The 9737-nt window shown below is 64.5% G+C and carries 9 protein-coding genes; 4 read left to right on the top strand and 5 right to left on the bottom strand.

The window, feature by feature from the left end; translation table 11 throughout:
* Positions 1 to 220: hypothetical protein (locus tag ACIPZ5_RS27295; protein ID WP_400811680.1), on the top strand; the 220-nt coding region annotated here is incomplete at its 5' end.
* A gap of 148 nt (positions 221 to 368) precedes the next feature.
* Here ACIPZ5_RS27295 and ACIPZ5_RS27290 read toward each other — a convergent pair.
* The 5 genes from ACIPZ5_RS27290 to ACIPZ5_RS27270 all read right to left on the bottom strand — a co-directional run bounded on the left by ACIPZ5_RS27290 (position 369) and on the right by ACIPZ5_RS27270 (position 6352).
* Positions 369 to 1775, bottom strand: coding sequence for an amino acid permease (locus ACIPZ5_RS27290; RefSeq protein ID WP_261943883.1), 1407 nt, complete (start codon positions 1773 to 1775; stop codon positions 369 to 371).
* Between the two features lie 126 nt (positions 1776 to 1901).
* The gene (locus tag ACIPZ5_RS27285) at positions 1902 to 4154 is read right to left on the bottom strand and encodes an ATP-binding protein (RefSeq protein ID WP_400811677.1); all 2253 of its coding nucleotides are present in this window, start codon (positions 4152 to 4154) and stop codon (positions 1902 to 1904) included.
* A complete protein-coding gene (locus tag ACIPZ5_RS27280) occupies positions 4151 to 4915 on the bottom strand; it encodes a substrate-binding periplasmic protein (protein ID WP_400811674.1) in 765 nt (254 codons plus the stop codon). Before ACIPZ5_RS27280 ends, ACIPZ5_RS27285 begins: the two co-directional genes overlap by 4 nt.
* Positions 4912 to 5628, bottom strand: a complete 717-nt coding sequence (locus tag ACIPZ5_RS27275) for a response regulator (RefSeq protein ID WP_400811671.1) — start codon at positions 5626 to 5628, stop codon at positions 4912 to 4914. Before ACIPZ5_RS27275 ends, ACIPZ5_RS27280 begins: the two co-directional genes overlap by 4 nt.
* A gap of 76 nt (positions 5629 to 5704) precedes the next feature.
* Positions 5705 to 6352, bottom strand: a complete 648-nt coding sequence (locus tag ACIPZ5_RS27270) for a TetR family transcriptional regulator C-terminal domain-containing protein (protein ID WP_261943879.1) — start codon at positions 6350 to 6352, stop codon at positions 5705 to 5707.
* Positions 6353 to 6458: 106 nt separating this feature from the next.
* On the opposite strand from ACIPZ5_RS27270, the gene ACIPZ5_RS27265 reads away from it, so the two are divergent.
* The 3 genes from ACIPZ5_RS27265 to ACIPZ5_RS27255 all read left to right on the top strand — a co-directional run bounded on the left by ACIPZ5_RS27265 (position 6459) and on the right by ACIPZ5_RS27255 (position 9736).
* Positions 6459 to 7214, top strand: coding sequence for an enoyl-CoA hydratase-related protein (locus tag ACIPZ5_RS27265; RefSeq protein ID WP_400811668.1), 756 nt, complete (start codon positions 6459 to 6461; stop codon positions 7212 to 7214).
* 479 nt (positions 7215 to 7693) lie between these two features.
* Positions 7694 to 8368 (top strand): cysteine hydrolase family protein, encoded by a 675-nt coding sequence (locus tag ACIPZ5_RS27260; protein WP_400811666.1) that lies wholly within the window; start codon positions 7694 to 7696, stop codon positions 8366 to 8368.
* A 12-nt stretch (positions 8369 to 8380) separates the two neighbouring features.
* The gene (locus ACIPZ5_RS27255) at positions 8381 to 9736 is read left to right on the top strand and encodes a purine-cytosine permease family protein (RefSeq protein WP_400811663.1); all 1356 of its coding nucleotides are present in this window, start codon (positions 8381 to 8383) and stop codon (positions 9734 to 9736) included.
* Position 9737 lies beyond the last annotated feature (1 nt).

The raw sequence follows: 9737 nt of genomic DNA, 5'->3' as shown, positions 1-9737 counted from the left end.
TGTATGCACGGAGATGAGCCATTCCATACAGCCAAGCTTTTCAGCTCTGAACACCTCAGAAAAGCTTGACCGCCAACAGAGTATCTACATCTGTTTCGGGCCAATCATTCCTGTAAAGGTACCGCTGCCCGCCTTGGTGCATGTCTTGAGTCGGCCGAAGCGCCAGCACTGCCCACCTCAATATCGCGTCTTACAAACAAGGCGGACAGCGATGAACTGACAGGAATAACTGGCCCGAAACAGATGTAGGAGCGGATTTATCCGCGATGCGCCGCGCGGGCGGCGCTCGATCTCCCGGCGCTGCAAAAACCCCGGCAAACACCTGGCGGCCCTAACTCAATACCCCGCCATACACCACCAAGCCCTTCTCATGCCACCGGCACTTCCAACCCCACCCCCTGGCGCTTGCGCTGCACCACAAAGTAAGCCGCATAACACAGCGCGATAAAGCCAAACCCCCAATACAACGAAGGCCGCTGCGTCTCATCCATCGCCATGAACACAAACAGCGAACTGCACAAGGTGATGCACAGCAACGGCACCAGCGGGTACAGCGGCGCGCGGTACTTGAGCTCGCTCAACTGGCCGCCATCACGCAAGAACTGCTTGCGGAAGCGGTACTGGGCCAGGGCAATGACGATCCAGGTCACCGTGCCGGACATGCCGCTCACCGCCATCAGCACCATGAACAGCGTGTCGGCAGCGACAAAGCTGGTCATCAGCGACACCAGCGCGAAGCACAAGGTGATGAACAGCGCCCGCAGCGGCACGCCACGGCTGCTCAGCGGCGACAGGCTGCGCGGCGCCATGCCGGTCTTGGACATCGCCCAGAGGATGCGGGTGGAGGCATACAGCCCGGAGTTGCCGACCGACAGAATCGCGGTGAGGATCACGAAGTTCATCAGGTCTGCGGCGTAAGGAATGCCGACCATGTCGAACACCTGCACGAACGGGCTTTCCATCAGCCCGGCCTGCTGCCACGGCACGATCGCCGACAGCACCACGATCGCCAGCACATAGAAGATCAGCACGCGGAACACCACGTTGCGCACGGCCCGCGGGATGCTCTTTTCCGGCTGGTCGGTCTCGCCCGCCGCCACGCCCATGATCTCGCAGCCCTGGAAGGCATAGACCACGGTCATCATCACCGCGAACACCGCCGACAGGCCATTGGGGAACAGCGAATCGCCGATCAGGTTGCTCATCATCGGCGCCGGCGCCCCGCTGTTCAGCGAAATGCCGCCGAAGATCACCAGCACACCGACGATGATGAAGCCAAGAATTGCCGCCACCTTGATGCCGGCAAACCAGTATTCCGCCTCACCGAAAGCGCGGGTGGCCAACGCGTTGATGCCGAACAGCACCGCGACGAACAGCGCCGACCAGTACCAGATCGGCACCCCGGGGAACCAGCGTTCCATCAGCATGCCAGCGGCGGTGAACTCCAGGCCCACGGTGGTGGCCCAGCTCATCCAGTACACCCAGCCGATCATGAAGCCAGTGGCCGGGCCAATGAATTTCGTCGCGTGGGCCTGGAACGAACCGGACACCGGCATCTGCACCGACAGTTCACCCAGGCAGACCATCACCAGGTACATCAGGAGACCGGCAACCAGGTAGGCCAGGATCGCGCCCACCGGCCCGCCCTGGTTGATGGTCACCCCCGAGCCCATGAACAGCCCGGTGCCGATCACGCCACCGAGCGAGAGCATGAAGATGTGCCGGCTCTTCAATGCCCGTGTGAGGTGGATACCTTCAGCTTTACGGCCTTTCATTATTATTATCTCCAATAAGCGTCGAAGACCGCGTGTTCAGCGGTTGAATGCGATTATTGGAAAGCGATGTAAGGCCCGGTTGATCGTAAAGATCAAAGATGTAAAAAGTCGTAAGGTTTTTGTCGCTCAGGCGGCCAGCAGTTCGGCCAGGCTGTTTTGCGCACGTTGCAACTGCTCGTGCAGCAATGGCGCCATGGCCCGCACCCCCGGCTTGTCACGGGCCAGGGCACGCGCTTCAAGCCGGCGCAGGGTCGCCGCCAGGCCGCACAGGCCCATGGAGTCGCTGCTGCCGGCCAACCGATGGGCCAGGTGAGTCACCTCGGTGCAGTCGCCTGCGTCGACCGCTTCGAGCAGGGGCTGGCGCTGTTGCGCCAGGCCATCGCGCAAGCCAGCCAGCAGGCCCTGCAGCTTCTGCTCGCCGAGCAGCGTGCGGTGCGTGCTCAGCAACTCATGGTCAAGCCACGCCGGGGTTGCCGACGGTGCCTCCTGGCACTGGCCCGCCAGGGCCTGGCGCAGGTTCGCAAGCTTCAGCGGCTTGCCCAGCACACCCTGCATGCCGGCATCCAGATAGGCACGCACCAGCCCCGGCTGAACACTGGCGGTCAGTGCCAGGATGCGCGTATCGCGGTTGGGCGTGGCGCCGGCACGCAACTGCCGGCACAGCTCCACGCCACTGAGGCCTGGCAGGTGCACATCCAGCAGGAGCAGGTCGAAGCGCCGCTGTGCACACAGCTGCAAGCCCTGCTCGGCATCCTCGGCCAGCCAGACTTCATGGCCGTCACGCTCCAGCAGCCCGCGCACCACTTCACGGTTCAGGGCCACGTCTTCCACCACCAGAATGTGCAGCGGCACCGCGGCGCGCTCTGCCTGCGCCTGGGCCGGCGGCGCCAGCGCCGTTTCCAGCTCCAGCTCCAGCCAGAAACAGCTGCCTTCTCCCTCGCGGCTGCGCACTCCAATCTGCCCGCCCATCTGCTCGACCAGGTGCTTGCTGATCGCCAGCCCCAGGCCGGTGCCGCCATAGCGGCGGGCGACCGCCTCGCTGGCCTGGACGAAACGGTCGAAGATCTTCGGCTGCATCGCCTCGCAGATGCCGATGCCATCGTCGGTGACGCTCAAACGCAGACGCTGCCGCCCGGGTTGCCCCTGCAACACCTGCACGTCGACGAGGATCTCGCCACCCTCGGTGAACTTGATCGCGTTGGCCAGCAGGTTGCTCAGGACCTGGCGCAGGTACTGCTCGGCGCCGTGCTGGTAGGTGGCCAGCTGCGGGTCGAGGCGGCACAGCACCAGGCTGTGGTTGGCCAGCGCGCGGGGTTCGAGCAGGGTCACGACCTCGGCGCACAACTGGCGCAAGGAGAAATCCACCGCCTCGGGGCGGCTTTCGCCCTCTTCGAGGCGGGCAAAATACAGCACCTCGTTGAGGATGCTCAGCAACCCCTCGCCGGCCTTGTACAAGGCCTCCAGGCGCAGACGGTCCGGCGCCGCGAGCCCGGCGCCACGCAGCAGCTCGGCCATGCCGAGAATGCCGTTGAGCGGCGTGCGCAGTTCATGGCTCATGGTGGCGAGGAAGCGCGACTTGGCCAGGTTGGCCGCTTCGGCATCGTCCTTGGCACGCATCAAGCTCGCCGTGCGCCGCTCGACCTGCTTCTGCAGTTCGTCGCGCTTGTCCTGCAAGGCCAGGCGGTCGGTTTCACGGCGTTCGCTGTCACTGAGGATGGCCCGGCGCATGTCCTCCAGTGCCAGCGCCACGCTGTCGATTTCGTCGGCATGGGGCGAGCGGCGCTTGTTCAGGCGCAGTGGCTCGTGCCATTGCCCGGCACCGATGCGCCGGGCGAAGTCGGCCATCACCTGCAGGTGGCGGGTGACCAGGCGGTAGAACAATCCCGACAACGCCAGCGCCAGGCCGCAAAGGAACACGCTCATCCACAGCAGGCTGGTCAGGCCGGTGGCGAACAGCCGCCGGTGCACCGCGCCCAGGTCAATGCTCACCTCCAGCTCGCCCAGGTGCCGCACAGGACCGGAAGGCGGCTGGTAGTCCAGCGCAAAGCGCTCGACCCGCAGCGGCCCCTGCGGGTTCGGCTCACCTTGCTGCAAGGTGAAGTCGGCACTGTTCAGGCGCACCAGCGCCACATCGGAAAAGTCCACCAGCCCACGCAACTGCACGTTCAGCTGCTCCTGGTTGAGGTCCCACAGGCTGCGCTCCAGGCTGGCCAGGTAGCCGGCGCGGATCAACGCCATGCGCGCATCGATCTCGCGCATTTCGCGACGGTACTCGAAATACAGCTGCACGCTGCTGGCCAGCACCGTGAAGCACAGGCTGAACAGCAGGATGAACAGCAACAGCCGCCGCAGCAGGCCACCCGGTTGCAGGCGCATCATGGCTGCTTGACCATGTCGCGATAGGTGACCTCGCTTTCATGCAGCCAGCGCTCCAGCTCGCCGGCGTCGGTCATCTGCTGCAGTTGCGCGTCGATGTCGCCCATGCGCTCGCTCAACGGTGAATGGCGTGACACCGCCACGCGCAGGTAGTCGACGCTCAGGGCCGGTGGTAGCGCAACGATGTCCTGGGCACCGGGCAGGTGCTCGACGAACAGCTGGCCGGTGCGCCGTTCCTGGACCACAAAGTCGATACGCCCGCGAATCAGCTTGCCGAAGTTCTGCCCACTGTCCGACACCCACTCGATGTTCTGGTGCTGCGCCACGAAATGGTCGAATGCCGGGCCGTAGCTTTCACCGAACAACAGCCCGCCACGGTAGCGGGCCAGGTCTTCGAGCGTGTCGAACTGCAACGGGTGCTGGCGGTTGGCGAACACCGCCACCTCCTCGCGCAGTACCGGCACCTGGGAAAAGCGCATGGTTCTGGCACGCTGCTCCGAGGTGTAAGCCAGCACCACATCCACCCGCCCTTCGGCAGCGTCGAGCAGGCAGCGTTGCCAGTTGCCCAGCACGACCATTTCGACCCGGTAGCCCAGCCGCCCGAACAGCTCGCGGACCACCGTCGGCGCCAGCCCGCGCGGCTGCTTGCCATCGCTCCAGGACACCGGTGGGTACACCGGGTAATCGCAGTAGCGCACGCTGCCGGCGGCCTGCAGCACGCCGCTGGCCAGCAGCACCAGCAGGCCGACCAGGTACTTGCTCACGCGGCCACGCTGGCAGTGAACAGGTAGCCGGCGCCGTGGATGGTGATGATCAGTTCAGGCTCGGCGGGGTCGTCGTGCAGCTTGCGGCGCAGGCGGCCGACCAGCACGTCGATGGAGCGGTCGTTGGGCACCCACTCACGATTACGGATCTGGTCCATCAGCTGGTCGCGGCTCAGGGTGTGGCCACTGTTGCGCAGGAACACGCTGAGCAACTGGAACTCGCCGTGGGTCAACAGGGTTTCGCCGCCTTGAGCATCGATCAGGCGGCGGCGGTCGCAGTCCAGCGACCAGTCGCCGAACTGCTTGAGGGTGACATTGGCCACGCTGGCCGGCCGAGCGCCCTGGGCGTGGCGCACGCGACGGATCAGGTTCTTCGCCCGGGACACCAGTTCGCGAGGGTTGAGCGGTTTGCTGACATAGTCGTCGGCGCCGCACTCCAGGCCGACGATGCGGTCGATTTCGTCGTTGCGACCGGTGATCAGGATGATCCCCACTTCCGAGCGCACCCGCAGCTCGCGGGTCAGGGTCAGGCCGTCCTTGCCGGGCAGGCGGATGTCCAGCATCACCAGTTCCACCGGCTGCTCGGTCAGCAGCGTTTCGGCCTGTTCCGCGGTGGCGGCGCAGTGGACGGTATAGCCTTCCTGGGACAGGTAGGCCTGGAGCAAGTCACGAATCAGCGGATCGTCATCGACGATCAGTACCTGAGAGGTCATTGCGGGTAGTCCTGAGGCGCCCGAAGGCGATTTTTTTATTAGAGTGGGCCAAGACTAGCGATTGCTGAACGGTCGATCAACAGCCCTCTGGGGTGCTGGTGAAGCGTTGCCGACCGCCGGCCTGCAGGCCATCGACCCAGGCCTCGCAGATCTGCACGCCCTGGGCCGGGGTGAAGGTGCCCGGGTTCAGCCCGGACTCCAGCCACAGGCCATCGAGCAAGGCGCTGAGGCTGATGGCGGCGAGGTCGGCATCGAAGTGTTCCCAGCCCTCCTCCCGGGCCAGTTCAGCCAGCAGCGTGCGCAACTCGCGGCGGTACTCGCCATAGGAATGGTCGTGCACCTGGTTGATCGCCTCGGCGGTTTTCACCGCGCCCCAGAACGCCAGCCAGGCATCGAGCAGTTGCGGGTCGAGCAGTTCGGCGCTGAACGAGCCACGGAAGAACGCCGACAGCCGTTCGCGGGCGTTGGGCGCGACCTGGGCCATGGCCTCGCGCAGCAGTTGCATGACCCGGCCGGTGACGGCCATGTAGGCTTCGGCGACCAACTCGTCCTTGCCCGAATAATGGTGGCTGATCAGGCCCACCGAGACGCCGGCTTCGGCGGAGATCTTGCGGATCGAAGCCCCCTGGAAACCATGGCGCTTCAGGCAGGCCAGGGTGGCCTCGACCAGGTTGGCCTTGCGCAGTTCGGGCAGCATGCGGCTGAAGCGGGCTTCTTGGGTCATCGGTGGCTCTCATGGGTCGCGCAGTTGAACGACTGTATAGCAACTCGCCTCGCTCGCGATAGCCTGTTTATACTCGGGCACGATAACAACAACAGAGGCGCCGCCCATGACCGACCTGATCCACTCGCAACTCGACGAAGGCCTGCTGACCCTGCGCCTGAACCGTGCAGACAAACTCAACGCACTGACCAACGCCATGTACACACGGCTGGCAGAGCTGTTCGAAGCGGCCAACAGTGACCCGCAGGTCGAGGTGATCCTGATCACCGGTAGCACCGAATGCTTCACCGCCGGCAACGACCTGCCGGACTTTCTCGAGCAGCCGCCGACCGACCTGCAGAGCCCGGTGTTTCGCATGATGTGGGCGGTGCTGGCGCTGGACAAACCGCTGATCGCTGCGGTTGCCGGGCCTGCGATCGGCATTGGTACCACGCTGCTGCTGCACTGCGACCAGGTGCTGGTCAGCCGTGACGCCAGACTGCGCACGCCGTTCGTGGCACTGGGCGTGTGCCCGGAGTTTGGCGCAAGCCTGTTGCTGCCGCAGATGCTGGGGCATGCGCGGGCTGCGCAGTTGCTGCTGTGCAACCAGGCGCTCAATGGCGAACAGGCCGTGCAATGGGGGTTGGCGACCGAACTGTACGACGATGGCGCGCAATGCCTGGCCGCCGCCGTCACGCTGGCGCGGCGCCTGCAGCAGTTGCCGGCCGATGCCCTGCGCATCAGCAGGCGTTTGCTCAAGGACGCCCAGCGCGAAGCCCTGGCCGCGACGGTGGCCAAGGAAGGCCTGCTGTTCATCGAGCGGCTCAACAGCGACGACGCAAAGGCAGCCCTGACTGCAATGGTATCGCGCAAGGGTGCCTGAAGCGGTGGATTGCTACGTTCGGTATCACAGTATTACGGCATACCACATGCCAGTCAGTAACACTGCCGAGCGCGCCCCTTCAAACTCGCTACTTCTGGCGTATTGGGGGCAATGGCCCGCGTCTTGCTTTGCATGACTGTACGACTGTCTCGAGTGATCTGCTCATGGCCCGCCTCCCCTCCATCGTTGGCACATTTCGCACCCGCCTCACTGGCCGCGTGCGTGCTGTGCCATGCGGGGCCATGCACGGGTTCCTGCGCCGAGCGGCCGCACCGTTGCAGATCACGCTGCAACGCCTTCCCGCCGCTGTTGCCGCCAAGCAGAACGGTTTCTGGCAGATAGTCGGCTGATTCCTTCCACGAGCGTTGCGCTCACCTCACGCAGGCACCGCTGTCGCGGCGCCCGCGCACCTGTATCCGCAAGACCGCCTGGCGCGCCCCTGGTGCAGCGCCCGGGGTTCTGCACCTGGAAGAAATCCGATGACTCAAGACACCGCCATGCTCGTGATCGACCTGCAGAAGGAAGACAGCTTCCCCCTGCCTCGCGTCGACAATGTGATCAACAACGCGGCCGCGCTGATTGACTGCGCTCGCCAGCGCAACCTGCCGCTGTTCTACACCCGCCACGTCAACGATGCGCTAGGCCGCGACCTGGCATTCGGCGAACCGGTCGATGCGCATGGCCGGCCAACCACTTACCGCGCCGGTACCCCGGCCATCGAAATCATCGATGCCCTGGCACCGCAGGCTGCCGACGTGGTGATCGACAAGCAGCGCTACAGCGCCTTCCACGGCACGCGCCTGGCCCAGACCTTGAAATGCCGCGGCATCACGCGCCTGGTGGTGATCGGTGTACTGACCGACGTGTGCGTGATGAGCAGCCTGTTCGATGCCTACCAGCACGACTTCAAGCTGGTGCTGGTCGCCGACGCCTGCACGGCAACCACGCTCGCCGCCCACTACTCGGCACTGTTCATTCTCTCCAACTGGCTCTACGGGCTGGAAATCTTCTCCACCGAGCAGTTGCTGCAGCACTGGAACAACCAGCCGGCGACCTCAGTGCTCAGCGCAGAACCCGACCACCTTGCCTTCGAGCCAGACGCGTTCGTTCAGACGATTGCGCGCTTCGAACGCCAACTTGCTGCCCAACGCTGAGCGGAGAACGACATGAAAGTAGAGAAAAGAAGCATCGACTTCATCCCGGAAGCCGAGCGCCATGGCAAACCGCGTTCGCTGTTCTTCGTCTGGTTTGGCGCCAACGCCAACATCACCACGGTGGCCGCAGGTGTGCTGCCGATCAGCCTGGGGCTCAACCTGTTCTGGAGCGCGTTGTCGATTCTGCTCGGCTCGTTGATCGGCGCCATCTTCATGGCCTCGCATTCCGCCCAGGGCCCTCGGTTGGGCATCCCGCAGATGATCCAGAGCCGGGCGCAGTTCGGCGTGTTCGGCGCGATCGTGCCGTTGTTGTTCGTGATGCTCATCTACCTGGGTTTCTTCGTCAGCAACACGCTCCTGGCCGCCCAGGCCATCGCCAGCGCCAGCCCGTTGGGCAATGGCGGGAACATCGCCCTGCTCGGTGGCCTGTGCTTCCTGGTGGCACTATTCGGCTACACGCTCATCCACCGCCTGCAGAAGTTGCTGTCGCTGCTGTCGATCGTGGTCTTCGGCATCGCCACCCTGCTCGCCCTGGCGCTGCCGATAGAGCCTGACCAATGGACCGCGCAAGGCTTCCACCTGGCCAGCTTCCTGGCCTCGGTGAGCATTGCGGTGACCTGGCAGCTGTCATACGCCCCGTATGTGGCCGACTACTCGCGCTATCTGCCGACCCGTACATCCACGCGCCAGGTGTTCTGGTACAGCTACGCGGGCACGGTCATCGGCGGCAGCTGGATGATGCTGCTGGGCGCCGTACTGGCCAAGGCCGTCGCCGGTTTTACCGACAACGTCGGCCTGCACCTGCTTGGCGTGCTCGGTGGCGGGACCTTGCTGGCGGTGGCGTTCGTGCTCTACGGGCAGATCGCAATCAACGTGTTCAACCTGTATGGCGCCTTCATGTCGACCGTGACGGTGATCGAGCCGTTCGCGGCGCTGAAGGTCACCCCTGGGGTGCGCGCCAGCTTCATGCTGGTCATCTGTGCCCTGGCGACGGCGTTGTGCACCTTGGCCCAGGATGACTTCATCCAGTTCTTCCTGAACTTCATCTTCTTCATGAGCTATTTCTTGATCCCTTGGACCGCAATCAACCTGGTGGACTACTACGCGCTGCGCAAAGGGGTCTACCAGATTGCCGACATCTTCGACCCCGCGGGCATTTATGGCCGGGTGAACGGGATCGCGGTCGGCGTGTTCCTCGCCACCATCGCGTTGGAGATCCCGTTCATGAACACCTCCCTCTACGTGGGGCCGGTCGCGGCCTCGCTGCAGGGCGTTGACCTTGCCTGGGTGGTTGGTCTGCTGTTCCCGGCAGCCTGCTACTACGGGCTGATGAGCAAGCGCAAGGCCCCGGCAACCAGCGCCGTGTAGA

The sequence above is a fragment of the Pseudomonas sp. NPDC089428 genome (assembly GCF_044749325.1).
Taxonomy (GTDB): Bacteria; Pseudomonadota; Gammaproteobacteria; order Pseudomonadales; family Pseudomonadaceae; genus Aquipseudomonas.
Note: the sequence above shows the minus strand (reverse complement) of the source record. Positions and strands in the feature narration are given on the sequence as shown.

Bases quoted from the DNA above. Each gene is read 5' to 3' on its own strand.
- ACIPZ5_RS27285 (WP_400811677.1), bottom strand. From the start codon at position 4,154: ATGATGCGCCTGCAACCGGGTGGCCTGCTGCGGCGGCTGTTGCTGTTC.
- ACIPZ5_RS27275 (WP_400811671.1), bottom strand. From the start codon at position 5,628: ATGACCTCTCAGGTACTGATCGTCGATGACGATCCGCTGATTCGTGAC.
- ACIPZ5_RS27270 (WP_261943879.1), bottom strand. From the start codon at position 6,352: ATGACCCAAGAAGCCCGCTTCAGCCGCATGCTGCCCGAACTGCGCAAG.
- ACIPZ5_RS27255 (WP_400811663.1), top strand. From the start codon at position 8,381: ATGAAAGTAGAGAAAAGAAGCATCGACTTCATCCCGGAAGCCGAGCGC.
- ACIPZ5_RS27265 (WP_400811668.1), top strand. From the start codon at position 6,459: ATGACCGACCTGATCCACTCGCAACTCGACGAAGGCCTGCTGACCCTG.
- ACIPZ5_RS27260 (WP_400811666.1), top strand. From the start codon at position 7,694: ATGACTCAAGACACCGCCATGCTCGTGATCGACCTGCAGAAGGAAGAC.
- ACIPZ5_RS27290 (WP_261943883.1), bottom strand. From the start codon at position 1,775: ATGAAAGGCCGTAAAGCTGAAGGTATCCACCTCACACGGGCATTGAAG.